The organism is Microbacterium sp. (assembly GCF_031180975.1).
GTDB lineage: Bacteria > Actinomycetota > Actinomycetes > Actinomycetales > Microbacteriaceae > Microbacterium.
On sequence record NZ_JAPSLI010000003.1, the window covers coordinates 136,921 to 161,941 of the forward strand.

25 protein-coding genes are annotated in these 25,021 nt (G+C 68.7%); 20 read left to right on the forward strand and 5 right to left on the reverse strand.

From position 1 onward, the window contains the following. Positions 1-117 precede the first annotated feature (117 nt). From ftsZ to RIF65_RS05445, 8 genes are all read left to right on the forward strand, one after another. Complete coding sequence (gene ftsZ / locus RIF65_RS05410; protein WP_309066341.1) at positions 118-1,257, forward strand: cell division protein FtsZ; 1,140 nt, start codon at positions 118-120, stop codon at positions 1,255-1,257. Positions 1,258-1,290: 33 nt separating this feature from the next. After that, a complete protein-coding gene (locus RIF65_RS05415) occupies positions 1,291-1,974 on the forward strand; it encodes a YggS family pyridoxal phosphate-dependent enzyme (RefSeq protein ID WP_309066340.1) in 684 nt (227 codons plus the stop codon). Positions 1,975-2,018: 44 nt separating this feature from the next. After that, a complete protein-coding gene (locus RIF65_RS05420; RefSeq protein ID WP_309066339.1) occupies positions 2,019-2,477 on the forward strand; it encodes a cell division protein SepF in 459 nt (152 codons plus the stop codon). A gap of 6 nt (positions 2,478-2,483) precedes the next feature. Then, complete coding sequence (locus RIF65_RS05425; protein ID WP_309066338.1) at positions 2,484-2,783, forward strand: YggT family protein; 300 nt, start codon at positions 2,484-2,486, stop codon at positions 2,781-2,783. Positions 2,784-2,927: 144 nt separating this feature from the next. Then, complete coding sequence (locus RIF65_RS05430) at positions 2,928-3,491, forward strand: DivIVA domain-containing protein (protein ID WP_309066337.1); 564 nt, start codon at positions 2,928-2,930, stop codon at positions 3,489-3,491. A gap of 48 nt (positions 3,492-3,539) precedes the next feature. After that, positions 3,540-4,046 carry a signal peptidase II gene (lspA, locus tag RIF65_RS05435; protein WP_309066382.1) on the forward strand — a complete coding sequence of 169 codons (507 nt, stop codon included), beginning with the start codon at positions 3,540-3,542 and terminating at the stop codon, positions 4,044-4,046. Positions 4,047-4,048: 2 nt separating this feature from the next. After that, the gene (locus RIF65_RS05440; RefSeq protein WP_309066336.1) at positions 4,049-4,969 is read left to right on the forward strand and encodes an RluA family pseudouridine synthase; all 921 of its coding nucleotides are present in this window, start codon (positions 4,049-4,051) and stop codon (positions 4,967-4,969) included. A 40-nt stretch (positions 4,970-5,009) separates the two neighbouring features. After that, positions 5,010-5,588 (forward strand): GNAT family N-acetyltransferase, encoded by a 579-nt coding sequence (locus RIF65_RS05445; RefSeq protein WP_309066335.1) that lies wholly within the window; start codon positions 5,010-5,012, stop codon positions 5,586-5,588. Between the two features lie 6 nt (positions 5,589-5,594). Here RIF65_RS05445 and RIF65_RS05450 read toward each other — a convergent pair whose 3' ends face one another. Next, a complete protein-coding gene (locus RIF65_RS05450) occupies positions 5,595-6,077 on the reverse strand; it encodes an NUDIX hydrolase (protein WP_309066334.1) in 483 nt (160 codons plus the stop codon). Between the two features lie 69 nt (positions 6,078-6,146). Here RIF65_RS05450 and RIF65_RS05455 point away from each other — a divergent pair, with 69 nt between their 5' ends. The 7 genes from RIF65_RS05455 to RIF65_RS05485 all read left to right on the forward strand — a co-directional run bounded on the left by RIF65_RS05455 (position 6,147) and on the right by RIF65_RS05485 (position 15,617). Beyond that, positions 6,147-6,749 carry an RNA polymerase sigma factor gene (locus RIF65_RS05455; protein ID WP_309066333.1) on the forward strand — a complete coding sequence of 201 codons (603 nt, stop codon included), beginning with the start codon at positions 6,147-6,149 and terminating at the stop codon, positions 6,747-6,749. Beyond that, complete coding sequence (locus RIF65_RS05460; RefSeq protein ID WP_309066332.1) at positions 6,724-7,773, forward strand: hypothetical protein; 1,050 nt, start codon at positions 6,724-6,726, stop codon at positions 7,771-7,773. Before RIF65_RS05455 ends, RIF65_RS05460 begins: the two co-directional genes overlap by 26 nt. Positions 7,774-7,849: 76 nt before the next feature. After that, entirely contained in the window at positions 7,850-11,368 is a 3,519-nt protein-coding gene (gene dnaE, locus RIF65_RS05465) for a DNA polymerase III subunit alpha (protein ID WP_309066331.1), read from the forward strand. 113 nt (positions 11,369-11,481) lie between these two features. Then, positions 11,482-12,765 (forward strand): hypothetical protein, encoded by a 1,284-nt coding sequence (locus RIF65_RS05470; RefSeq protein ID WP_309066330.1) that lies wholly within the window; start codon positions 11,482-11,484, stop codon positions 12,763-12,765. Between the two features lie 4 nt (positions 12,766-12,769). Then, entirely contained in the window at positions 12,770-14,089 is a 1,320-nt protein-coding gene (gene hisD, locus RIF65_RS05475) for a histidinol dehydrogenase (protein ID WP_309066329.1), read from the forward strand. A 24-nt stretch (positions 14,090-14,113) separates the two neighbouring features. Continuing rightward, positions 14,114-14,584 carry a transcriptional regulator NrdR gene (nrdR, locus tag RIF65_RS05480; RefSeq protein WP_309066328.1) on the forward strand — a complete coding sequence of 157 codons (471 nt, stop codon included), beginning with the start codon at positions 14,114-14,116 and terminating at the stop codon, positions 14,582-14,584. Between the two features lie 10 nt (positions 14,585-14,594). Next, positions 14,595-15,617 carry a quinone-dependent dihydroorotate dehydrogenase gene (locus tag RIF65_RS05485; RefSeq protein ID WP_309066327.1) on the forward strand — a complete coding sequence of 341 codons (1,023 nt, stop codon included), beginning with the start codon at positions 14,595-14,597 and terminating at the stop codon, positions 15,615-15,617. Between the two features lie 57 nt (positions 15,618-15,674). Here the strand turns inward: RIF65_RS05485 and RIF65_RS05490 are convergent, their stop codons facing one another. Next, entirely contained in the window at positions 15,675-16,238 is a 564-nt protein-coding gene (locus RIF65_RS05490; RefSeq protein WP_309066326.1) for a DUF3043 domain-containing protein, read from the reverse strand. Positions 16,239-16,283: 45 nt separating this feature from the next. On the opposite strand from RIF65_RS05490, the gene RIF65_RS05495 reads away from it, so the two are divergent. The 5 genes from RIF65_RS05495 to RIF65_RS05515 all read left to right on the forward strand — a co-directional run bounded on the left by RIF65_RS05495 (position 16,284) and on the right by RIF65_RS05515 (position 21,382). Beyond that, a complete protein-coding gene (locus RIF65_RS05495; RefSeq protein WP_309066325.1) occupies positions 16,284-17,699 on the forward strand; it encodes a dipeptidase in 1,416 nt (471 codons plus the stop codon). Positions 17,700-17,828: 129 nt separating this feature from the next. After that, positions 17,829-18,191 carry an iron-sulfur cluster insertion protein ErpA gene (erpA, locus tag RIF65_RS05500; protein WP_309066324.1) on the forward strand — a complete coding sequence of 121 codons (363 nt, stop codon included), beginning with the start codon at positions 17,829-17,831 and terminating at the stop codon, positions 18,189-18,191. An 89-nt stretch (positions 18,192-18,280) separates the two neighbouring features. After that, entirely contained in the window at positions 18,281-19,195 is a 915-nt protein-coding gene (gene ctaC, locus RIF65_RS05505; RefSeq protein ID WP_309066323.1) for an aa3-type cytochrome oxidase subunit II, read from the forward strand. A 3-nt stretch (positions 19,196-19,198) separates the two neighbouring features. Next, positions 19,199-20,944, forward strand: a complete 1,746-nt coding sequence (ctaD, locus tag RIF65_RS05510) for an aa3-type cytochrome oxidase subunit I (RefSeq protein ID WP_309066322.1) — start codon at positions 19,199-19,201, stop codon at positions 20,942-20,944. 3 nt (positions 20,945-20,947) lie between these two features. Then, positions 20,948-21,382, forward strand: coding sequence for a cytochrome c oxidase subunit 4 (locus tag RIF65_RS05515; protein ID WP_309066321.1), 435 nt, complete (start codon positions 20,948-20,950; stop codon positions 21,380-21,382). A 161-nt stretch (positions 21,383-21,543) separates the two neighbouring features. Here the strand turns inward: RIF65_RS05515 and RIF65_RS05520 are convergent, their stop codons facing one another. The 3 genes from RIF65_RS05520 to qcrA form a co-directional block, all read right to left on the reverse strand. Further along, a complete protein-coding gene (locus RIF65_RS05520) occupies positions 21,544-21,963 on the reverse strand; it encodes a rhodanese-like domain-containing protein (protein WP_309066320.1) in 420 nt (139 codons plus the stop codon). A gap of 140 nt (positions 21,964-22,103) precedes the next feature. Continuing rightward, positions 22,104-23,927, reverse strand: coding sequence for a cytochrome bc1 complex cytochrome b subunit (qcrB, locus tag RIF65_RS05525; RefSeq protein ID WP_309066319.1), 1,824 nt, complete (start codon positions 23,925-23,927; stop codon positions 22,104-22,106). Further along, a complete protein-coding gene (gene qcrA, locus RIF65_RS05530) occupies positions 23,924-25,000 on the reverse strand; it encodes a cytochrome bc1 complex Rieske iron-sulfur subunit (protein WP_309066318.1) in 1,077 nt (358 codons plus the stop codon). The genes qcrB and qcrA overlap by 4 nt, the downstream gene beginning before the upstream one ends. Positions 25,001-25,021: the final 21 nt, after the last annotated feature.

The window sequence follows — 25,021 nt, forward strand, 5'->3', positions numbered from 1 at the left end:
CGCGCGCGACCGGCTGGCCTACCGTCGATCAAAGAACGCAATACCGGGAAATAGTTTAACCCTCTTCTTGAGGTTTAAGGTTTATCCCTCGTCAGGCTCGAATAACGGAGGCCGGCCATGAGCCAGAACCAGAACTACCTCGCCGTGATCAAGGTCGTCGGCGTCGGCGGTGGCGGCGTCAACGCCGTCAACCGCATGATCGAACTCGGCCTGCGCGGCGTCGAGTTCATCGCCGTGAACACCGATGCCCAGGCGCTGCTGATGAGCGACGCCGACGTCAAGCTCGATGTGGGCCGCGAGCTCACCCGCGGGCTCGGCGCGGGAGCCGACCCCGAGGTGGGTCGCCGCGCCGCCGAGGACCACGCGGAGGAGATCGAACAGGCGCTCACCGGCGCCGACATGGTCTTCGTCACCGCGGGCGAGGGTGGTGGCACCGGCACCGGAGGCGCCCCCGTGGTCGCCCGCATCGCGAAGTCGATCGGCGCGCTCACCATCGGTGTTGTCACGAAGCCCTTCTCCTTCGAGGGTCGCCGCCGGCAGAGCCAGGCGGAGGCCGGCGTCGCCAAGCTGAAGGAAGAGGTCGACACGCTCATCGTCGTGCCGAACGACCGTCTGCTCGAGATCAGCGACCGCGGCATCTCGATGATCGAGGCGTTCGCCACGGCCGACCAGGTGCTCCTCGCCGGTGTGCAGGGCATCACCGACCTGATCACCACGCCGGGTCTGATCAACCTCGACTTCGCCGACGTGAAGTCGGTCATGCAGGGCGCCGGCTCGGCGCTCATGGGCATCGGCTCGGCCCGCGGCGCGGACCGGGCGATCAAGGCCGCCGAGCTCGCTGTGGAATCGCCGCTGCTCGAGGCGTCCATCGAAGGCGCGCACGGCGTGCTGCTGTCGATCCAGGGTGGCTCGAACCTCGGCATCTTCGAGATCCACGATGCGGCCGACCTGGTCAAGGAGGCCGCGCACCCGGAGGCGAACATCATCTTCGGAACGGTCATCGACGACACCCTCGGCGACGAGGTCCGCGTCACGGTCATCGCCGCCGGCTTCGACGGCGGCGAGCCTGCTCCGCGCCTGGAGCCCATGGTCGTCGAGCGTCCCGCCGCGAACCCGCTCCCGGAGGTGCGCCTCGAGGAGGCAGAGCCTGCACCGAAGCGCGAGGAGCCCAAGCCCGTGGCATCCGCTCCGGTGTCGTCGAGCATCGAGCCGGCGTTCGCCGACGAGGATCTGGACATCCCCGAGTTCCTGAGGTGAGGCGCACGACCGGCACCACGGGGCACACCGGCCATGACTGATCCGACCCTGGCGGAGCGGCTGTCGGCGATCGACGAGCGGATCGCCGACGCCGCCCGTCGTGCCGGCCGCGACCCGCGGAGCATCACGCGCATCGTCGTCACCAAGTTCCACCCCGCCTCGCTGGTGCGCGACCTCGCGGCGCTGGGCGTCACCGACGTCGGCGAGAACCGCCAGCAGGAGCTCAGTGCGAAGCGTGCCGAACTCGGCGACCTCGCCGTGCGCTGGCACTACATCGGCCAGGCGCAGACGAACAAGGCGGCGGCGATCCGACGCGACGCGGATGCCGTGCACTCGGTCGACCGCACGCGGCTCGCCGATGCCCTGCATCGGGCCGCGGCGGATGACGTCCTGGATGTGCTGGTGCAGATCAACCTCACCCAGGACCCCGGTCGCGGAGGAGCGGCACCCGACGACGCGGAGGCCCTGGCAGAGCACATCCTCGGTCTGCCGAGCCTGCGGCTGCGCGGCGTGATGGCGGTCGCACCGCTGGACGAGCCGCCCGCCCCGGCCTTCGCGCGACTGCGTGAGGTGGCGGATCGGGTGCGGCTGCTCGCCCCCGATGCCGCCTGGATGTCCGCCGGGATGACCGGCGACTTCGTCGAGGCGATCGATGCCGGTGCGACACACCTGCGGATCGGCTCGGCAATCACAGGACCCCGGCCCGCCCGGGGTTAGCCTTTCAACCAGACCAGCCCGACACGTTCGAACCGGAGGACACGATGGGTAACCCGCTGAAGAAGACCATGGTGTATCTCGGCCTCGCCGACGAGGAAGAGGTCTACGAGGAGCAGCCGGCTGCGGCGCCCGCCCGTGCCACCCGGGAGCGCGAGGAGCAGGCGCCGGCCCCCGTCACGCCGCTGCGCCGTCCCGTCGAGGTCCGCCAGCCCGCCGCGGGTGCCGTGAACGAGATCCTCACCGTGCACCCCAAGCAGTACCGCGACGCCCAGGTGATCGCCGAGAACTTCCGCGAGGGTGTCCCGGTGATCATCAACCTGTCGCAGATGAGCGACGCCGACGCGCGTCGTCTGATCGACTTCGCGAGCGGACTGTCGCTCGGCCTGTACGGGCGCATCGAGCGGGTCACCAGCAAGGTGTTCCTGCTGTCACCCGAGAACATCGCCGTGTCCGGACAGGGCACTCTTGCGCAGGCGGAGTCCGCCTCGTTCGATCACTCCTGATCAACGGTGGGCTCCGTTCTCAGCATCATCGGCGGCATCGTCGAGCTGGTGCTGACTCTGTACATCCTGGTGCTCATCGCGCGGTTGATCCTGGACTACATCCCGCTGTTCAACCGCGAATGGCGTCCCAAGGGCTTCGGGCTGGTCGCCGCTGAGGCCGTGTACACCGTGACCGATCCGCCGATCCGGTTCTTCCGACGGCTGATCCCGCCGCTGCGCATCGGCACTCTGGCGCTCGATTTCGGTTTCGCGCTGACCATGCTGTGCGTGCTGATCCTGATGTCGATCGTCCGCGGCCTGACCTGAGCCGTGCACCGGGGCGACATCGCGTCGCACAGACTGGGGGACTATGCTTGGCTCCCAGGCGCGCGCCCCGGGTTCGCGTCGAACGAACCACCCGCGCCATCTCTCAACGACTGGCCACCGAACTCATCGAAAGAGGAGCCGCACATGGCACTGACCCCGGATGACGTCGTCCACAAGGAGTTCCAGCACGTCCGCTTCAAGGACGGCTTCGACCCGGAAGAGGTCGACGACTACCTCGACGAGATCGTCGTTGAATGGCGCAAGACCATCGAGGAGAACAACGAGCTGAAGGCCAAGCTCGCCGCGTACGAGTCCGGTGAGAACGCCCCCGCGGCCGCCGCCGCACCCGCTGCCCCGGCCGCCTCGGGCCCCGTGGAGGCCACCAGCGCCACCGCCGGCATCATCGAGCTCGCCCAGCGTCTGCACGACGAGCACGTCGCCGAGGGCGAGGCCAAGCGCAAGCAGCTCATCGAGGAGGCGGAGGCCGAGGTCAGCCGCATCCGCAGCGAGGCCGAGGCGAAGCAGCGCGAGGAGACCGCTCGTCTCGAGCGCGAGCGCAACACCCTCGAGGGTCGCATCACCGAGCTCCGCGAGTTCGAGCGCGACTACCGCGGCAAGCTGCGCGCGCTGATCGAGGGTCAGCTGCGCGAGCTGGACCAGAAGGGTTCGTCCAGCGACGCGACCCCGGTGTCCGCCATCGGCCTGTAGGTCGTCTTGGCAGGACGTCGCCCCATTCGTCGGTCGGCGGCCGGTGCCATCGTCGCGGTTCTCGCGGCGATCGTGCTGGCCGCCGATCAGTTTGTGAAGCACCTCACGGTGCAGAATCTGCCCGAGAACGAGGCCGTGCCCGTGCTCGGCGAGTTCCTGCAACTGCACTTCGTGCGCAACTCGGGTGCAGCGTTCTCGATCGGCGCCGGCATGACATGGATCTTCACCATCGCGCTGGCGGTCGTGACGGTCATCATCGTCTGGAAGGCGCTCGACATCCGCTCGCGCATCTGGGCGGTCGTCCTCGGCTGCCTGCTGGGCGGCGTACTCGGAAACCTCACGGACCGACTGTTCCGTGAGCCGGGCTTCGCCGTCGGTCACGTGGTGGACATGATCTCCATGCCCTGGATGATGCCCGCGATCTTCAACGTGGCCGACATCTTCATCGTCTGCGGGATGATCGTCGTCGCGCTCCTCGTCGTGATGGGGCTGCGGCTCGACGGCACCCGCGAGCGCGATCACGTCGCGCCGGCGGATGCCGCACAGGAGAGCTGACGGTGGATCACCGCACACTGCCCGTCCCCGACGGTCTCGACGGCACGCGCGTGGACGCCGCGCTGGCGAAGATGCTGGGGTTCTCGCGCACCTTCGCCGCGGAGGTCGCGGAGGCCGGCGGGGTCAGCCTCGACGGAGTCGTGCTCGGCAAGTCGGACAGGCTCCGCGCCGGCGGTTGGCTCGAGGTGAGCTGGCAGCCGAAGGAGGAGCCCCGCATCGTCCCGATCGCCGTGCCTGAGCTCGGCATCGTCCACGATGACGACGACATCGTGGTGGTGGACAAGCCCACGGGCGTGGCCGCGCACCCCTCGCTCGGCTGGGAAGGCCCGACCGTGGTCGGAGCCCTCGCCGCGGCCGGCTTCCGGGTCGCCACCAGTGGCGCGCCGGAACGACAGGGCGTCGTCCACCGGCTGGACGTCGGCACCAGCGGCCTGATGGTGGTCGCGAAGACCGAGTCGGCCTACACGGCGCTGAAGCATGCGTTCAAGGACCGCACCGTGGAGAAGATCTACCACACGGTGGTGCAGGGGCACCCCGATCCGCTCGCCGGAACCATCGACGCGCCCATCGGCCGGCATCCGCACCACCAGTGGAAATTCGCGGTGACCCCCGACGGCAAGCCGTCGGTCACCCACTACGAGACGCTCGAGGCGTTCCCCGGCGCCTCGCTGCTCGAGATCCATCTCGAGACCGGACGCACGCATCAGATCCGTGTGCACATGGCGGCCCACCGGCATCCGTGCGTCGGCGACCCGCTGTATGGAGCCGACCCGACCATGTCGGCCCGGCTGGGTCTGAGCCGTCAATGGCTGCACGCGCATCAGCTCGCCTTCGCCCACCCGGCCACGGGGGAGTGGGTGCAGTTCACCTCGCCCTACCCGGACGACTTCCAGCACGCGCTGCGGCTCCTGCGCGGCGACTGATTCGGCCCCGGATGTCGGATGCCGGTGGCACACTTTCGGCATGAGTATCGAGGTGCGGCCCGCGACGGTCTTCGAGGACGTCGCCACGCTGGTCGGCCCGAAGAAGCCGACCTCGAACGTCTGCTTCTGCCTGAGCTACCGCCTCGGCAGCAAGGAGAATCTCGCCCTGCGCGGAGAGGCCAGGGCCGAGAAGGTCCGCGAGCTGTGTGCGCAGGATCCGCCGCCCGGCGTCATCGCGTACCTCGATGGCGAGCCGGTCGGCTGGGCGGCCCTGCATCCGCGTCGTGAGACGAGTTTCGCGCGCAACCGGCTGATCCCGCACGTCGACGATCTCGACGTCTGGTCGCTGTGGTGCTTCCGGGTCCGGCCCGGGTATCGCAAGCAGGGCGTGACGCATGCGCTGATCGACGGCGCCGTGGCCTACGCCGGTGAGCGCGGGGCTCCGGCTGTCGAGGGGTACCCGGTGGACAACCGTGGCGAGAAGGTGGATCTGACCATGGCGTACGTCGGCACCCGAGCGCTGTTCGAGCGGGCGGGTTTCGTGAAGGCGGCCGACACCGGATCCGTGCTCAGCGGGTTCCCGCGCGTGCTCATGCGGCTGGATCTGCGCAAGGGGTGACGGCTCTCAGCGCCTGACGCGTCCGCCGCGGAAGTGTGCCGGGTCGTCCTCGGCGACGGCGAGCGCGATCCTGCGCACCTCGGACTGGTCGAGATCGCCCATCGCGGCGAGGTCGTAGAAGCCCACTTCGGAGAGCTCGCCGTCGACCGGGCGCGGGTCGCCGGAGACCCAGCTGCACCGGAACACGAGATCCAGGTAGTCCACCTGGTCGCCGTTCGCGTAGGTCACGCGAGGCAGTCGATGAACCAGCGCGAGCCGGTCGACGGACACGACCACCCCGGCCTCCTCCAGGCACTCCCGCGCGGCGGCGTCCGCCGGCTCCTCGCCGGGTTCGACGATGCCGGCGATCGGCTGCCACGCGCCATTGTCGGCACGCCGGCCGAGCATCACCTTCTCGTCGCGGAACACCACGGCCGTCACACCCACGAGGGGCAGCGGTTCGTGACCGACGCGCTCACGGAGACGGAGGACGAACTCGGGGGTGGGCATACGATTCAGCGTATCGGCGATCGATCGAAGTGCCGTGAACCGGATTCCGGCGCGAAGGCAATACAGAGTGTGAGCACAGACAGCGACATCATCGCCCGGTCGATCGACGAGCCAGAGGCCTTCTCGACGATCTTCGAGCGGCACGTCCGGCCGGTCGGCGGCTATATCCGCAGACGGGTCGGACCGGATGCCGTCGACGATGCGCTGAGCGAGACGTTCCTGGTGGCGTTCAACAAACGCGCCGCCTTCGATCGGAGCGTCGGATCAGCGCTGCCGTGGCTGCTCGGCATCGCCACGCGGATCGTCCGCAAGCATCGAGCCGATGAGGCCCGGCAGTGGCGATCGTTCCAGGCGGCGGCAGGTGCGTCGCCGCAGCCGGAGAGCGTGCACGGCGCGGCGGACGAGCGACTGGACGCGGATGCCGCTGTGCGTTCGCTTGCGCCGCGCATCGCGGCGCTCGCGTCGCGCGACCGCGACACCCTGCTGCTGTATGCGTGGGCGGACCTCACCTACGAGCAGATCGCCATCGCGCTCGGCATACCCATCGGCACGGTCAGGTCGCGGTTGAACCGTGTCCGGCGCAAGCTCGCACCTCCGGGTTCGCACACGGCGACCCGGCTGACCTGGATGGCGAAGGAGGAGAGCGATGTCGCTTATGGAACGCGTGCGTGAGATCGGCGCAGCAGAGAACGAGGTGTCGGAGCAGACGGTCGCAGTCGCCCGGCGGACGCTCATGAACGAAGTGACGCGTGCGACGCGCCCCGCCCACGCTCGGCGCCGTAGGCATGCCTGGGCGGGTGTCGGCATCGGCGGTCTCGTGGCCGGAACGGCGGTCACGGCGATCGTGGTGGGGTCGGTGATCGCGCCGCCCGCAACATCGAGCGCATCGGCAGCGGAGGCGCTGAATGCGGCGGCGAAGGCGACGCTCTCGGCGACGGTCCTCGACCCGGCGCCGGGGCAGTACCTCCGGATTCAGGAGGTGTCGACGCAACGCCTCGGCTGGCGCGCGGACGAGACCAGTCCCGACGGCGGCTACTGGGACAGTCAGGATTCGGCGACGACCGCTGTGGTGCGCCAGTCCCGGTCGCTGTACGTGCCCGCCGACCGCTCCGGTGACTGGGTCGAGGACTACGGCGAATCCACGGAACTGCTCGAGATCTCCGGTCCCGACGCCGGGACGGCGAAGAACGCCGTCGATCAGCTCGAGTTCGGCACGCGCGTCGAGGTGTATCCGGGGGGTCTCCACGGCGTGACCGGCGTCGGCGCCGAGGGTGTCGATCCGGCCGACGTCCACCAGTTCGCGCGGAACGCGCTGTCCTGCTACTACGACGAGATGCCGCGCGATCCGCGCGCACTCGTAGAGTGGCTGGACAACTCGTCGTACGAGTACCTCTCGGAATGCGCCCCACCGCAGCTCGGCGATCCGGTCGGCTTCAACCTGGCGCCGGCAGATCTCCGAGCCGCGATGTTCCAGGCGCTCGCGCTGGTCGAGGGTGCACGCGTGGAGCGCGTCGACGGCGACATCACGACGATCGCCTTCCCCGAGGGTGGCGAGAGCGATTGGATGCAGACCGTCGATGTCGACACCGCACAGGGCTTGATCGTGGGCCGAGGCGGACTCGATGACGACCGCTGGTCCAGCCGGGTGTACGTCACGGTTGTCGATGCGATCCCGACATTCGTGCCGGTGCCTTGACGCGGCGTGAGGCTTCGTCCGCCCGCCTGACCGGTGTGAGCCCCGCCGATGTCGGCCCCCCTCGTAGACTCGAACCATGGCATCCGACTCCTTCGTGCACCTCCATGTCCACAGCGAGTACTCGATGCTGGACGGCGCCGCGAAGATCAACGCGATGACCCAGGCGGCGGCCGACTACGGGATGCCGGCCATCGCGGTCACCGACCACGGCAACACGTTCGCGGCCTTCGAGTTCTACAAGGCCGCGAACGCTTCCGGCGTGAAGCCGATCATCGGCCTCGAGGCGTACGTCACGCCCGGCACGCACCGCAGCGACAAGTCGCGCGTCGCTTGGGGCTCGCCAGACCAGAAGAGCGACGACGTGTCCGGCTCCGGCGCCTACACCCACATGACCATGTGGAGCGAGAGCACCGAGGGCATGCACAACCTGTTCCGGTTGAGCTCCCGCTCCAGCATGGAGGGGTACTACTTCAAGCCGCGCATGGACCGCGAGTTGCTGCAGACGTACAGCAAGGGCCTGATCGCGACGACCGGCTGCCCGTCCGGCGAGATCCAGACCCGCCTGCGCCTCGGCCAGTACGACGCGGCGCGCGCGGCGGCGGCCGAGTTCCAGGACATCTTCGGCCGCGACAACTACTTCGCCGAGATCATGGACCACGGCCTGTCCATCGAGCGCCGGATCATGACCGATCTGCTGCGGCTCGCCAAGGATCTGCACATCCCACTGGTCGCCACCAACGACTCGCACTACACGCACCAGCACGAGGCCGATGCTCATGCCGCTCTGCTGTGCGTGCAGTCCGGCTCGACTCTCGACGACCCGAACCGGTTCAAGTTCGACGGCGACGGCTACTACATCAAGACCGCGCAGGAGATGCGGCAGCTGTTCCGCGATCACCCCGACGCCTGTGACAACACGCTGCTCATCGCCGAGCGCTGCGAGGTCGAGTTCAACATCTCGGCCAACTACATGCCGCGCTTCCCGGTGCCGGACGGCGAGACGGAGGACAGCTGGCTCATCAAGGAGGTCGAGAAGGGGCTGCACTACCGGTACCCGAACGGCATCCCCGACAAGGTCCGCAAGCAGGCCGAGTACGAGACCGGCATCATCCTGCAGATGGGGTTCCCGGGCTACTTCCTGGTGGTCGCCGACTTCATCAACTGGGCCAAGGACCACGGCATCCGCGTCGGCCCCGGCCGCGGCTCCGGCGCCGGCTCGATGGTGGCCTACGCGATGCGGATCACCGATCTCGACCCGCTCGAGCACGGCCTCATCTTCGAGCGCTTCCTGAACCCCGACCGCGTCTCGATGCCCGACTTCGACGTCGACTTCGACGACCGCCGCCGTGGCGAGGTCATCGAGTACGTGACCGAGAAGTACGGGTCCGAGCGGGTGGCGCAGATCGTCACCTACGGCACGATCAAGTCCAAGCAGGCGCTCAAGGATGCCGGACGCGTGCTGGGTTTCCCGTTCAGCATGGGCGAGCGCCTCACCAAGGCCATGCCGCCGCCCGTGATGGGCAAGGACATGCCCCTGGACGGCATGTTCGACCCGCAGCATCCGCGGTACAAGGAGGCCAGCGAGTTCCGCACCCTCATCGAGACCGACCCGGAGGCGAAGACCGTCTTCGACCGCGCCGTCGGCCTCGAGGGACTGAAGCGGCAGTGGGGCGTGCACGCCGCCGGCGTCATCATGTCGTCCGAGCCGCTGCTGGACATCATCCCGATCATGCGCCGCGAGCAGGACGGCCAGATCGTCACGCAGTTCGACTACCCGGCGTGCGAGTCGCTGGGCCTGATCAAGATGGACTTCCTGGGGCTGCGCAACCTCACGATCATCTCCGACGCCCTCGACAACATACGCTCCAACCGCGGCGAAGAGCTCGACCTCGAGCACCTCGACCTCGACGACCGCGCCGCGTATGACCTGCTGGCACGAGGCGACACGCTGGGCGTGTTCCAGCTCGACGGTGGCCCGATGCGCTCGCTGCTGCGACTGATGAAGCCGGACAACTTCGAGGACATCTCCGCCGTCATCGCGCTGTACCGGCCGGGCCCGATGGGTGCGAACTCGCACACCAACTACGCGCTCCGCAAGAACGGGCTGCAGCCCATCACACCGATCCATCCCGAGCTCGAGGAGCCGCTGCGCGACATCCTCGACACCACCTACGGCCTGATCATCTATCAGGAGCAGGTCATGGCGATCGCGCAGAAGGTGGCCGGGTTCAGCCTCGGACAGGCCGACATCCTGCGCCGAGCGATGGGCAAGAAGAAGAAGTCCGAGCTGGACAAGCAGTACGAGGGCTTCTCGGGCGGCATGAAGGAGCGCGGCTTCGGCGAGGCCGCGATCAAGGCGCTGTGGGACATCCTGCTGCCCTTCTCGGACTACGCGTTCAACAAAGCGCACTCCGCCGCGTACGGCCTGGTGTCGTACTGGACCGCCTACCTCAAGGCGCACTATCCCGCCGAGTACATGGCGGCGCTGCTGACCAGCGTCGGCGACTCCAAGGACAAGATGGCGCTCTACCTCAACGAATGCCGCCGCATGGGCATCCGGGTGCTGCCGCCCGACGTCTCCGAGTCGATCAACTTCTTCGCCGCCGTGGGGGAGGACATCCGCTTCGGCCTCGGCGCCGTCCGCAACGTGGGCGGCAACGTGGTCGACGGCATCGTCGCCGCCCGCAAGGACGGCCCGTTCACCTCGTTCCACGACTTCCTCGACAAGGTGCCGCTGCACGTCGCCAACAAGCGCACGGTCGAGTCGCTGATCAAGGCAGGCGCGTTCGACTCGATGGGCGACTCCCGTCGTGCGCTGATGGAGGTCCACGAGGATGCCGTCGAGGCGGCCGTCGACCGCAAGCGCAACGAGGCCCAGGGGGCGATCGGCTTCGACTTCGACAGCCTGTACGACGAGATGGAGGAGGCGCCGCCCGCGAAGGTGCCCGACCGGCCGGAGTGGACGAAGAAGGACAAGCTGGCGTTCGAGCGCGAGATGCTCGGCCTGTACGTCTCTGATCACCCCCTCGCGGGTCTCGAGGTGCCGCTGGCGAAGCACGCGTCGATCTCGATCAACGACCTGCTCACCTCCGAAGACCTGCAGGACGGCGACCAGGTCACCGTCGCGGGCCTGGTCACCAGCGTGCAGCACCGGGTCGCGAAGGCGAGCGGCAACCCGTACGGCATGATCACCGTCGAGGACTTCAACGGCGAGGTGACGGTCATGTTCATGGGCAAGACCTACACCGAGTTCCAGCACGTGCTGCAGCAGGATGCCATCCTCGCGGTCCGCGGCCGGGTGTCGCGACGTGACGACGGCCTGAACCTGCATGCGCAGTCGGCGTTCGCGCCCGATGTGGGCTCGTTCGATGCCGCCGGTCCGCTGTCGCTGCTCGTCGCCGAGCAGCGGGCCACCGAGCGGGTCATGACCGACCTGGCCGACGTGCTGCGACGTCATGCCGGCGACACCGAAGTCATGCTGCGCGTGCACCGCGGTGCCACCGCGAAGGTGTTCGAGGTGCCCATGCCGGTGAAGGTGTCGGCCGACCTGTTCGGGGATCTGAAGTCGCTGCTCGGGCCCAGCTGCCTCGGCTGACCATCCCGGCTGTCTCGGCTGACCGCCCAAGTCGTGTCCCGGGCGGCTCCCGGACTGGCTCGGTAGGATCGGGTTTCGCACGCGGACCCGACTGCGATGAAAGGACTGCTCCGATGAGCACCGAATGGACCAGCGACGAGCCGGATGCCGGCGTGCCCGCCGCCGACGCGCCGACGGACGGGACGCGGGCGGACCAGGATCCCGCCGCGGACGGCATCCTCTACGAGGAGCAGGTCCAGCCCGAGTACGGGATCCTGGGTCTCACGCTGCGCGAACTGCTGATCGTCGGCGCGTGGGCGCTCGCATTCATCGCAAGCTTCTTCCCGGTCGTGCCCGGCGGCTCGTCGGTGTGGTCGCAGGGGATCGCGTGGGTGCTGTCGATCGGCGTGCCCACCGCGGCCGTGTTCCTCGTCGTGCTGCGTCGCTTCTCTCCAGACGGCATCCGCCGGGTCGGCTCGCTCGGCATCGACCAGTTCGCGTCGGTCGCGTTCTCGGTCGCCTCCGTGATCTGGCTGCAGGCGCTGTGGGCGGGCATCGCCCGCTCGATCGAGTTCGAGCAGTACCTGGCGGGTTGGGTGCCGATCCTCGAAACGCTCCTGATGCTCGCGCTGGTGACGTTCACCGTCGCGGCACCGCTGATCCCCGGTCTGCGTGAGGACTTCCACGGACGACTTGAGACCCTGGCGCACCGCAACGCCAATCCCGTCCGTCCGGTGATCGCGCGCCCTCGCCCCGACAAGCCGGCCGCCGCCGCGCAGCCTGCGCCCGCGACGGTGGCAGCCCCTCCTGTCCACCCGGACACGGATGCCGATGAGCCCGCCGACGACCTGACGCGTGAGCACCCGGTGCTGGACGACGGAATCGGCGACGTGCACGAGCTCATCGCGCCGACTCTCGAGGAGCCGGCGCGACCGGCCCAGCCGGGTGACGACGAGGCGCCCGCCGCGGCACAGCCGCGGATGGACACCGAGACGACGATGGTCATCCAGGACGGCGACGACGACGCACTCGACTCCGACAACGACGCCGTCGACGCGGACAGGAGCGACGTCGACAAGGGCGACGCCGACGAGAACGGCGCACGCCTCCCGGTCTCGTCGCACGCCTCCGGCGGCGACACCGGCACGTCCACGACGGTGTCGCCCGGTGACTACGCGCCGTCGTACTCGCGTCGCAGCACGGCACGCGACCCCGAGACGGATGGACAGCCCGCACCGTTCTGGATCCTGGTGCCGACCGAACGCGACGTCCTCGACGAGAACGGTCGCCCGCTGTTCCGGATCGGCCCGACGGCCTGGGCCCTCGCGATCGAGGACCGCGGCGGCGCATACGTCGTGCGCCATGACGACGGCCGCATCGGCTACCTCCACGACATCACCGACGTCACGAAAGGCTGAGTGCGTGCGCACCATCGATCTCCGCGGCAAGAACCTGGACCGCGCCGGCATGCTCGCAGCCGTCCCGCGTGCGACGCAGGCGCGCGCCGAGGCGCTGGACGCGGCGACCCGCATCGTCGACGACGTGCGCCGGCGCGGGGAGGACGCGCTGCGCGAGCAGGCGGAGCGCTTCGACCGGGTGAGCGGTCACGATATCCGGGTTCCCGCCGCACACCTCGCCGAAGCGCTCGCCAACGTCGATCCCGAGGTGCGCGCAGCCCTGGAGACGGCGATCGACCGGGTGCGGCAGGCCTCGGCGGCACAGGTGCCCGCCCCGCAGGTCACCGACATCGGCCCCGGTGCGCGCATCCGCCAGCGGTGGCAGCCGGTGACCAGAGCCGGCGTGTACATCCCCGGTGGCAAGGCCGTCTACCCGTCCAGCGTGATCATGAACGTCGTGCCCGCGCAGGTCGCCGGGGTCACCGCCATCGCCCTGGCATCGCCGCCGCAGGCCGAGCACGGCGGTCGTGTCCACCCGACGATCCTCGCCGCGGCCGCGCTGCTCGGCGTGGACGAGATCTACGCTATGGGCGGCGCGGGCGCGATCGGCGCCCTCGCGCACGGCGTCGCCTCACTGGGGCTGGACCCCGTCGACGTCGTCTCCGGGCCCGGCAACAACTACGTCGCCTCCGCGAAGCGTGCGGTCGCCGGCGTCGTCGGCACCGACTCCGAGGCGGGCGCGACCGAGATCCTCGTCGTCGCGGATGCCGGAGCCGACCCGCGCCTCATCGCCGCGGACCTCATCAGCCAGGCGGAGCACGACGAACAGGCGTCCGCCGTGCTCGTCACCGACTCGGCCGAGCTCGCCGAGCGCGTCGCCGCTGACGTCGCCGAGCTCGCCGCCGCGACCCGCCACCGGGAGCGCGTCGCTGCCGCGCTCGAGGGCCCCCAGTCCGCGATCGTGCTCGTGGACGACCGGGCGGCCGCGGAGGCGTTCAGCAACGCGTACGCCCCGGAGCACCTCGAGCTGCACCTGGCGGACGCGGCGTCGGCCGCAGCACACTTCACCAGCGCGGGGGCGGTGTTCGTCGGCGACCAGACGCCGGTCAGCCTGGGCGACTACATGGCGGGCAGCAACCACGTGCTCCCCACCGGCGGGCAGGCCCGGTACGCGCCCGGACTCGGCGCCTACACGTTCCTGCGCCCGCAACAGGTGATCGAGTACGACCACGCCGCTCTCGCCGAGGTGCGGGCGGGGGTGGTCGCCCTCGCCGAGGCCGAGGTCCTTCCCGCGCACGGGGAGGCCATCGAAGCCCGCTTCCAGGGGAATCCGGGGTCGCGCTGATCGCAGCGCGTACGCTTAGAGATCATGCACTGCCCCTTCTGCCGGCATCCGGACTCTCGCGTCATCGACTCGCGCACCAGCGACGACGGTCTGTCGATCCGCCGCCGGCGGCAGTGCCCCGAGTGCGGCGGACGATTCTCGACCACCGAAACCGCCAGTCTCATGGTGATCAAGCGCTCCGGTGTGATGGAGTCGTTCAGCCGTGACAAGGTGATCGCCGGAGTGCGAAAGGCGTGCCAGGGCCGTCCCGTCACAGAGGCGGATCTGGCCGTGCTCGCGCAGAAGGTCGAGGAGGCGGTGCGTCAGACCGGCGTCTCGCAGCTGGACACCAACGAGATCGGCCTCGCGATCCTCGGCCCGCTCCGCGAGCTCGACGAGGTCGCGTACCTCCGCTTCGCGAGCGTGTACCAGGAGTTCGATTCGCTGGAGGACTTCGAGGCTGCCATCAGCGAGCTGCGCGCAGACCATGCCGGGACGCCGGGCTCCGACCGGTAGCCTGGCAGTGATGTATCCGCTGCTCTTCCGCCACGTCCTGTCGCGCCTCGACCCCGAGTTCGCCCACCACGCCGGCATGGCCGTCGTCCGCGTGCTCGGCGTGCCACCCTTCTCGTGGGTGACCAGGGCGCTGTGCGCGCCGGCATCCGATCTCCAGGTCCGCGCCCTCGGTCTGACGTTCCCGTCGCCGTTCGGTGTCGCCGCGGGCTTCGACAAGAACGCCGTGGGGGTGCGCGGCCTCGCCGCGCTGGGCTTCGGCCATGTCGAGGTCGGGACGATCACTGCGATCCCGCAGGAGGGCAACCCGAAGCCGCGACTGTTCCGCCTCGTTCCGGACCGTGCGGTCATCAACCGGATGGGCTTCAACAACGCCGGCGCGGACGCCGCCGCCAGGCGGCTGAGGCGACTGCGTCGCCGTGCCCCGCACGCGGTGATCGGCGTGAACATCGGCAAGAGCCGCGTCGTCGACGTGGAGAACGCGACCGCCGACTACGTCACCTCGGCGATCGTGCTCGCCCCGCTCGCCGACTACCTCGCGGTCAACGTGTCGTCGCCGAACACCCCCGGCCTGCGCGGTCTGCAGGCCGTCGAGACGCTCGCGCCGCTGCTGCGTGCCGTGAAGACGGCGGCGGGGGACACCCCGCTGCTCGTCAAGATCGCGCCCGACCTTCCCGACGACGAGATCGCTGCGATCGCGCGCCTCGCGGTCGTCGAGGGACTGGACGGGATCATCGCCCACAACACCACGATCTCGCGCGACGGCCTGCGCACCGACCCGGCGATCGTCGAAGCCGCCGGAGCCGGTGGGCTGTCGGGAGCACCGCTGCGGGAGCGCTCGCTCGAGGTGCTCGCCGTGGTCAAGGCCGCCGTCCCCGACGACTTCTGCGTCATCGCCGTCGGGGGAGTGGAGACCGCCGAGGACGTGCAGAAGCGGCTGGATGCCGGCGCGACCCTGGTGCAGGGCTACACAGGGTTCCTCTACCGGGGTCCGCTGTGGGCGCGCCAGATCAACCGCGGACTGGCCCGGCGCTGACGCCAGCGCGGCCGTCGACCCCCGCGGAACCGCGCCCGCGCCGCGAGGCGGCGAGGATCAGGCGGGGTACTGGCCGCGCTTGACCTGCGGCTTCGGCAGACGCATGAAGCGCATCTGCAGGGCGCGCATGGCGGCGTACCAGCCGAGGCCCTTCTCACGCCGCTCCGCACCGAACTTCGCGGCAGCCTTCCGCTTGACCCGGAGGCCGAGCAGGACCATGTCGCCGATCGCGAGCAGCATGTACGCCCACAGGCCGAGCATGGACCAGTACTGCACCTCCGGCACCGGGATGATCGCCGCGATGATGACGATCAGCATGGCGGCCATCACCCACTCCGAGATGTGCCAGCCGGCGTCGACGTAGTCGCGCACCCAACGGCGCTGCGGGCCCTTGTCCCGCGGCGGGAGGTACTTGTCCTCCCCGTTCTCCATGCCGATGCGGGCACGCTCGCGGCGCGCCTGCAGTTCGGCCTTCGCTGCCGCGCGGGCCTCCTTCGTGTTCGCGACGAGGGGGCGGCGGCGGGCGGCCTCGCGCTCGGCGCGCGTCGGCGTCGCACGTCCCTTGCCCGCAGCCGGGGTCTGGGGGGCGTCGTCGTTCGTCGGAGAAGAGGGAGTGGGCACGGGGGTCCTCAGTTTGAAGTCGGGGTTCACCTTAAGATTACCCGCATGACCTCTTCTGCAACGCCGGCATCATCCGACCTCGAATCGGCCGTGCTGGAGGCGGTCGCGCTGGGTGCGCCCGCCGCTCTCAACGACCTCGGCACGCTGGTCCGGATCCCGGGCATCGCCTGGCCGGCGTTCGATCAGACGCAGCTGGAGCGCAGCGCCGAGGCGGTCGCCGCCCTGGCGCGCGACACCGGCGTGTTCGACGAGGTCAGAGTGCTGCGCGCGCACATCGACGACACCGACGAGCTGGGACAGCCGGCCGTGCTCGCCACCAGGGCGGCCCGCAACGGCAAGCCCACCATCCTGCTGTACGCGCACCACGACGTGCAGCCGCCCGGCGCCGAGGAGCTGTGGGACAGCCCGCCGTTCGAGCCGACGGTGCGCGACGGGCGGCTGTACGGGCGGGGCGCGGCGGACGACAAGGCGGGCATCATGGCGCACATCGCCGCGCTGCGCGCCGTGGCCGAGACGGTCGGCGACGACCTCGAACTGGGCATCGCCCTGTTCATCGAGGGGGAGGAGGAGTACGGCTCCCGCTCGTTCGCCCGCTTCCTCTCCGACAATGCCGATGCGCTCCGAGCGGATGCCATCGTCGTGGCCGACTCGGGCAATCTCGACTCGCACACCCCTGGTCTCACCGTGTCGCTGCGCGGCAATGCGCGGTTCACGCTGACCGTCCGCACGCTCGATCACGCCTCGCACTCCGGCATGTTCGGGGGAGCGGTGCCGGATGCCATGATGGCCGCCGTCACGCTGCTCGCGACGCTCTGGGACGCGGACGGTGCCGTCGCCGTCGACGGACTCGCCGTCCGCGACGCCGACACGCCGCCGTACTCGGAGCAGACGCTGCGGGAGGAGACCGGGCTGCTGCCCGGGGTGTCCCCGGTCGGGCGCGACAGCATCCTGAGCCGGATCTGGAACAAGCCGTCGGTGACGATCACCGGCATCGACGCGACCAGCGTGGCCGAGGCGTCGAACACGCTGCTCCCGGAGGTCAGCGTCGTGATCAGCGCGCGCGTCGCCCCGGGCCAGAGCGCGCACGACGCGTACCGCGCCCTCGAGGCGCATCTGCGGGCACACGCGCCCTTCGGAGCGGAACTGACATTCTCGGACGTCGACCTCGGCGACGGATTCCTGGTGGACACCGCTGGGTGGGCGGTCGCCATGACGCGGGATGCCATGGCCGACGGCTACGGGGTCGAGCCGGTCGACCTGGGGGTGGGCGGATCCATCCCGTTCATCGCCGATCTCGTCCGGGAGTTCCCGGGCGCGCAGATCCTCGTCACCGGCGTGGAGGACCCGCACTCGCGCGCGCACAGCCCCAACGAGTCGCTGCACCTGGAGACGTTCCGCAACGCCGTGCGCACCGAGGCGCTGCTCCTCACGCGCATGAACGCCGGCGTCCCGGCATCCTGAACCATTGCCTGCGCCGGGTCGTCGACGGCGCGCGGGGCGCCAGGCCGCCCGCTTCCCGCCCCCGGCTCAGGCCCCGACGGTAGAATCGGTGCTGAGCAGCATGCCGCTGCCGCCGTTCCAAGGAGTGACATGAGCGACACCACACTGACTGCCGAGACCACGCGCGCTCACGGAGTCTCGCTGACGGATGCAGCCGCCCAGAAGGTGAAGAGCCTTCTCGAGCAGGAGGGCCGCGACGACCTGCGCCTGCGCGTCGCCGTCCAGCCCGGCGGATGCTCCGGCCTGATCTACCAGCTCTACTTCGACGAGCGCTTCCTCGAGGGCGACCAGACCGTCGACTTCGACGGCGTCGAGGTCATCGTCGACAACATGAGCGTCCCGTATCTCGACGGCGCCTCGATCGACTTCAAGGACACCATTTCGGAGCAGGGGTTCACCATCGACAACCCCAACGCAGCGGGCAGCTGCGCGTGCGGAGACAGCTTCCACTGAGACCCGCCAACCTGCGTGGTTGGCATGAATCGGGTGTGAGGTTGCCCTAGACTTGAGGCCGCCCCTGTCCGTGATCTGAAAGGTGCATCGTGCCGTCGAATCGCCGCCTTCGTTGGGCCGCCCTCCCTCTGGGAGTCGCGGCAGCTGTGGCCCTGGCGGGATGTACTCCCACCGAACTCCACGGCTTCCTCCCAGGCTTCGTCGAGGATGGCACTGCCACCACGAACCAGACCGAGCGCGTCGCCGGCCTGTGGGTCACCTCCTGGGTGGTCCTGCTCGCCGTCGGCCTCATCACCTGGGGCCTAATGGGGTGGGCTGCGGTCGTGTACCGCCGTCGCAAGGGGCAGACCGGTCTGCCGGTGCAGCTGCGTTACAACATGCCGCTGGAGATCCTCTACACGGTGGTCCCGCTGATCCTGGTGCTCGGCATGTTCTTCTTCACCGCGCGCGATCAGACCGCGATCGAGACACAGTGGGACGAGCCCGACGTCGAGATCACGGCCATCGCGAAGCAGTGGGCGTGGGACTTCCAGTACAACGGCCAGGACGACGACAACGAGGACGCCGTCTGGACGATGGGCATCCAGGCGCAGCCGAACGCCCAGGGCGACATCGACAAGAGCCAGCTGCCCACCCTAGTGCTGCCGGTCGACCAGAAGGTCACCATCCACCTGCAGTCGCGCGACGTCATCCACTCGTTCTGGATCATCGACTTCCTCTACAAGAAGGACATGTACATCGGGAAGGACAACACCTGGTCCTTCACCCCGACCCGTGTCGGCGAGTACGACGGCAAGTGCGCCGAGCTGTGCGGTGAGTACCACTCGATGATGCTGTTCAACGTGAAGGTCGTCGAGCAGGACGAGTACGAAGCCTACCTCGAGTCGCTGCGCGAGCAGGGCAACACCGGCGACATCAACGACGCCTACGACCGACTCGCGAACTTCCCCGGTACCGGAAGCAGCTCCGACGGTTCGGACAACTTCGAGGGAGATGAGGAGTAACCCATGTCCACCACAGAGGCACCCCGCACCGACGAGGCTCCGCGCTCCCGTCCCACCACCCTTCCGCCGCGTCAGGCGGCTCTGCTCACGTCCTCGCGCGTCGAGCAGAAGGGCAACATCGTCGTGAAGTGGATCACCTCCACCGACCACAAGACGATCGGGTACATGTACCTCATCGCCTCGGTGCTGTTCTTCCTCCTCGGCGGTGTGATGGCGCTGGTCATCCGCGCAGAGCTGTTCGCCCCCGGCATGCAGATCGTGCCGACCAAGGAGCAGTACAACCAGCTGTTCACGATGCACGGCACGATCATGCTGCTGATGTTCGCGACGCCGCTGTTCGCCGGGTTCGCCAACGCCGTGCTGCCGCTGCAGATCGGCGCCCCCGATGTCGCGTTCCCTCGTCTGAACGCGTTCGCCTTCTGGCTGTTCCTGTTCGGCTCGACGATCGCGGTGGCCGGCTTCCTGACCCCGCAGGGTGCGGCCTCGTTCGGATGGTTCGCCTACCAGCCGCTCGCCAACGCGACCTTCTCGCCCGGCGCCGGCGGCAACCTGTGGATGCTGGGTCTCGGCCTGTCCGGTTTCGGCACCATCCTCGGTGCGGTGAACTTCATCACCACGATCATCACGATGCGCGCCCCCGGCATGACGATGTGGCGGATGCCGATCTTCTCGTGGAACACGCTGATCACCAGCCTGCTCATCCTGATGGCGTTCCCGGTGCTGGCCGCCGCGATCTTCGCGGCCGGTGCCGACCGAGTCCTGGGTGCGCACGTCTACGACGCGGCCAACGGCGGCGTGCTGCTGTGGCAGCACCTGTTCTGGTTCTTCGGCCACCCCGAGGTGTACATCATCGCGCTGCCCTTCTTCGGCATCGTCTCCGAGGTGTTCCCGGTGTTCAGCCGCAAGCCGATCTTCGGGTACAAGACGCTGGTGTACGCGACCATCGCGATCGCCGCCCTCTCCGTGGCCGTGTGGGCGCACCACATGTACGTCACCGGTTCCGTGCTGCTGCCGTTCTTCGCCCTGATGACGATGCTCATCGCGGTGCCCACGGGTGTGAAGATCTTCAACTGGATCGGCACCATGTGGCGCGGCTCGGTGACCTTCGAGACGCCCATGGTGTTCGCGCTCGGGTTCCTGGTGTCGTTCGTGTTCGGTGGTCTCACCGGCGTCATCCTCGCCTCGCCGCCGCTGGACTTCCACCTCAGCGACTCGTACTTCGTCGTCGCACACTTCCACTACGTGGTGTTCGGAACGGTCGTGTTCGCGATGTTCTCGGGCTTCTACTTCTGGTGGCCGAAGTGGACCGGTCGCATGCTGAACGAGCGCCTCGGCTACGTGCACTTCTGGATGCTGTTCATCGGCTTCCACATGACGTTCCTCATCCAGCACTGGCTGGGCGTCGACGGCATGGTGCGTCGCTACGCCGACTACTCGGCCGCGGACGGCTGGGCGTGGCAGAACCAGGTGTCGACGATCGGTGCCGTCATCCTCGGCGCGTCGATGCTGCCGTTCTTCCTGAACGTGTGGATCACCGCGCGCAAGGCGCCCAAGGTCACCGTGAACGACCCGTGGGGCTACGGCGCGTCGCTCGAGTGGGCGACCTCCTGCCCGCCCCCGCGCCACAACTTCACCTCGATCCCGCGCATCCGCAGCGAGCGGCCGGCGTTCGACCTGAACCACCCCGAGGCCGCGGAGCACCCCGTGCCCGCGCCGGTCGGTGGTTACGCAGACGGAGAGGGCAAGTAAGTCATGCGCGACAACGTCATCCTGTGGTGGATCGTCTGTGCGTTCTGCACGATCGTCGCGATCGGGTACACGGTGTGGAGCATCACCGAGTACTCCGAGCGCCCGGTGACCGTGGCCATCGAGTGGGTCGGCTCCATCGCGCTGCTGTTCGGCGCGGCGATGAGCGCGATGATCGCGTTCTATCTGAGCAAGACCCACAAGGCGCAGGGCGGCGAGCTGCCCGAGGACGTGCTCACGGCGGACATCGACGACGGTGACCCCGAGCTGGGCGAGTTCAGCCCGTGGTCCTGGTGGCCCATCGTGCTGGCCGCCTCCGCCGCGATCTTCCTCATCGGCCTGGCCGTCGGGCACTTCCTGCTGCCGATCGGCCTGGCGATCTTCGCCGTGGCGATCGTCGGTTGGGTGTACGAGTACTACCGCGGCCACTTCGCTCGCTGAGACATCCACGAAGGCCCCTCAGGACGTGGGCGGATTCAAGGGGTGGTCGCAACACCGAGTTTCGGGAGGTTGCGACCACCATTTGAAATCCGCCCGGCCTGTCCTGAGGGGCCTTCGTCATACTTTCATGTCCGCGCCCGGCGAATGACGACAGGACCGGCTCAGGCGCGCATGCGCACGCGGGGAACGCCTGTGAGCGGGTCGATGGGGCGGCGATGCACCCCGTCGGCGTCCTCGACCGGATAGCCCTCCCGCCCCCAGTACTCGAAGCCGCCGATCATCTCGCGCACCGCGTACCCGAGCGCGGCGAACTCGAGCGCGCCCTTGGCGCCGGCGTTGCAACCCGGGCTCCAGCAGTAGACGATGACCTCGGCCGTCTGCGGGATCTCTTGTGGTGCACGCGTGGCGATCTCGCTGTAGTGCATGTGGATCGCCCCGGGGACGCGTCCCTGGGTCCAGGCCTCGTCGGAGCGCACGTCGACGACGACGAGAGGAGTCCCGGCCTTGCGTGCGGCGTGCACATCACTGGCATCCGTCTCGTAGGCGAGCTTGGCGGCGAAGTAGTCGTGGCGGTCGATCATGAACCCAGGGTACGCCGTGCCGGTCACGGGTCGCGGCCGTATGGCATCCGCTCGGGGGAGTGCGGGGTATGCCAGAGGCCCCGCCGGTGCTGAGACGAGCTCAGCGGCCGACGGGGCCTCCGGTGGGGGAGCGGCGGGTGTTACTCGCCGTCCTCCGACTTCTTCTTGCGCGGCCGCTTGACGGGCTCCTTCGCGATCACCGAGGTCGGCACGTTGCCCGTCTCGGGCACATGCGGATCCACGGGAGCGATGTCGTCTTCGGCGACCCCGGCGCGCTCGTGCGCTCCGGCGATCTCCTCGGCCTCGATCTCTGCCATGCTCGCGAGAGCGTGGTGCTGGTGCGCGTCCGCGGCGAGCAGCTCCGCCTGGGTGAGCGGCTGCAGGCGGTCCTCGAAGAACCAGCGCGAGATCGAGGAGCGCAGGTTCTCGTGCCACGGGATGCGGCCCTTCGCGTTCGGGCGCACGACCAGAGGCTCGTACGTCTCGAAGTCGATCAGCTTCCAGCGGTCGTAGATGTCGACCGGCTGGTGCACCTCGATGAACTCGCCGCCGGGGAGGCGCACGATGCGGCCCGACTCGTAACCGTGCAGGACGATCTCGCGGTCCTTCTTCTGCAGCGCGATGCAGATGCGCTTGGCGATGAAGTAGCCGAGGATCGGGCCGACGATGAGCAGGATCTGCAGGGCGCGGATCACACCCTCCATCGTCAGCATGAAGTGCGTCGCGATGAGGTCGGACGAAGCCGATGCCCACAGCACCGCGTAGAAGATCACGCCGGCGACGCCGATTCCGGTGCGGGTCGGGGCGTTGCGCGGACGGACCGCGATGTGGTGCTCGCGCTTGTCACCGGTGATCCACGCCTCGATGAACGGGTACAGCGCGACCAGCACGATGAACAGACCCAGAACCACGAGCGGGATCAGGATGCCGAACGACCAGGTGCGGTCGAGGAACACGATGTCCAGGTTCGACGGCGCCAGTCGCAGCGCACCGTCGGCGAAGCCGATGTACCAGTCGGGCTGGGTACCCGCGGACACAGGGGACGGGTCGTACGGACCGTAGTTCCAGATCGGGTTGATCTGGAAGAGCGAGGCGATCAGCACGATCGTGCCGAACACGATGAACAGGAACCCGCCCATCTTGGACATGTACACCGGCATCATCGGGTAGCCCACGACGTTGTCGTTGGTGCGGCCAGGCCCGGCGAACTGGGTGTGCTTGTTGATCACCATCAGCATCAGGTGCAGCACGATGAGCGCGAGCACCAGCAGCGGCAGCAACAGGATGTGCAGGGTGTACAGGCGTCCGACGATGTCGGTACCGGGGAACTCGCCGCCGAACAGCAGGTACGAGGTCCAGGTGCCGATCAGCGGGATGCCCTTGATCATGCCGTCGATGATGCGGAGGCCGTTGCCCGAGAGCAGGTCGTCGGGGAGCGAGTAGCCGGTGAAGCCCTCAGCCATGGCCAGGACGAACAGCACGAATCCGATCACCCAGTTCAGCTCGCGCGGCTTGCGGAACGCGCCGGTGAAGAACACACGGAGCATGTGCACGCCGATGCCCGCGACGAAGGTCAGCGCCGCCCAGTGGTGGATCTGTCGGACCAGCAGACCGCCGCGCAGGTCGAACGAGATGTGCAGCGTCGACTCGAGGGCCGCGGACATCTCGATGCCGCGCATCGGCTCGTACGCACCGGTGTAGTGCGTGGGGACCATCGAGGCCTGGAAGAAGAACGTCAGGAACGTGCCCGACAGGAACACGACCACGAAGCTCCACAGCGCGATCTCACCCAGCATGAACGACCAGTGGTCGGGGAAGATCTTCCGGCCCAGCTCCTTGACGAAGCCGGAGAGGCTGGTGCGCTCATCGATGTAGTTCGCGGTCGCGCCGATGAACCGGCCACCGAGAGGCGCCTGCCTGGTGTCGGCGTTCGTGGTGTCCTGGTGAAGAGTTGCGGTGCTCAATGACGCTCCCAGAAGCTCGGGCCGACGGGTTCCTTGAAGTCGCTCTGCGCGATGAGGTAGCCCTCATCGTCGACGGCGATGGGCAGCTGCGGCAGCGGGCGGGCGGCCGGGCCGAAGATGACCTTGGCGTGCTCGGTCACGTCGAACTGCGACTGGTGGCACGGGCAGAGCAGGTGGTGCGTCTGCTGCTCGTACAGCGCGACCGGGCAGCCGACGTGCGTGCAGACCTTGGAGTAGGCGACGATGCCGTCGTACGACCAGTCCTTGCGGTCCTCGTCCTCGATCAGATCCTCGGGACGCAGGCGCATGAGCAGGACGATGGCCTTCGCCTTCTCCTCGAGAAGACCGCCCTCGTGGCCGAGGTCGTTCAGACCGTCGGGGATGACGTGCACCGCCGAGCCGAGGGTCACATCCGCCGCGCGGATCGGCGTGCCGTCGGGGTCGCGGACCAGACGGGTGCCCTTGTCCCACATGGTGTGCTTGAGAAGCGCCACGGGGTCGCCGGCGGTGGGGTGCTCGGCGGTGGCGTGCGGGGCGAGGCCGCGGAACAGCGTCACGCCGGGCACGATGGATGCCACCACGGCGGCGATCAGCGAGTTGCGGATCATGGTACGGCGACCGAAGCCGGATTCCTCGTTGGCGTCCGCGAATGCCTTCACGGCGGCCTCACGCGTGCTGTCGCGCCCGCGGGTCGGGTGGCGGTGCTCGATGTGCTCGCGGTCGGACATGAGCGCCTTGGACCAGTGGATGGCACCGAGGCCGAGCGCGAGGAGGGCGAAGCCGATGCCGAGGCCGACGAACAGGTTGTTGTTGCGCACGTCGATGAGAGCGCCGCTCTCGATCGGGAACAGCATGTAGGCGGCGACGGCCCAGATGCTGGCGGCGAGCGACAGGTAGAACAGCGTGTAGACCGTGCGGGCGGCGGTCTTCTCGGCCCGCGGGTCCTTGTCGGTCATCCGCTCACGATGCGGCGGCAGTCCCGGGTTCTGTGCGGGATCGCTGACTGCGACGCCCAGCCCCGGCGAGGGCTGGTAGGCCCTGTCAAGAGCCTGCGTGTCGACGTCGTGTGCCATGGTGCTCCTCGTACGTAAGTC